The sequence below is a fragment of the Neobacillus terrisolis genome (assembly GCF_051233475.1).
Classification (GTDB): Bacteria; Bacillota; Bacilli; order Bacillales; family Cytobacillaceae; genus Bacillus_BU.
On record NZ_JBKFGH010000055.1, the window covers coordinates 1 to 333 of the forward strand.

Consider the following 333-nt stretch of genomic DNA (forward strand, 5'->3'; position numbering starts at 1 on the left):
GGTCGGCTACGCATCGTCGCCTTGGTGAGCCGTTACCTCACCAACTAGCTAATGCGCCGCGGGCCCATCTGTAAGTGACAGCGTGATGCCGTCTTTCAGCTTTCCCTCATGTGAGGAAAAGGATTATCCGGTATTAGCTCCGGTTTCCCGAAGTTATCCCAGTCTTACAGGCAGGTTGCCCACGTGTTACTCACCCGTCCGCCGCTGATTTCAGGGAGCAAGCTCCCATCAATCCGCTCGACTTGCATGTATTAGGCACGCCGCCAGCGTTCGTCCTGAGCCAGGATCAAACTCTCCAAGAAAGTTGATTTAGCTCATAAAGTTACGTTGGCT

General features: G+C 53.8%; 1 rRNA gene. It reads right to left on the reverse strand.

Annotated elements, in window-relative coordinates:
- A 16S ribosomal RNA gene (locus ACI48O_RS22630) occupies positions 1–302 on the reverse strand; the annotation flags it as partial.
- Between the last annotated feature and the right edge of the window lie 31 nt (positions 303–333).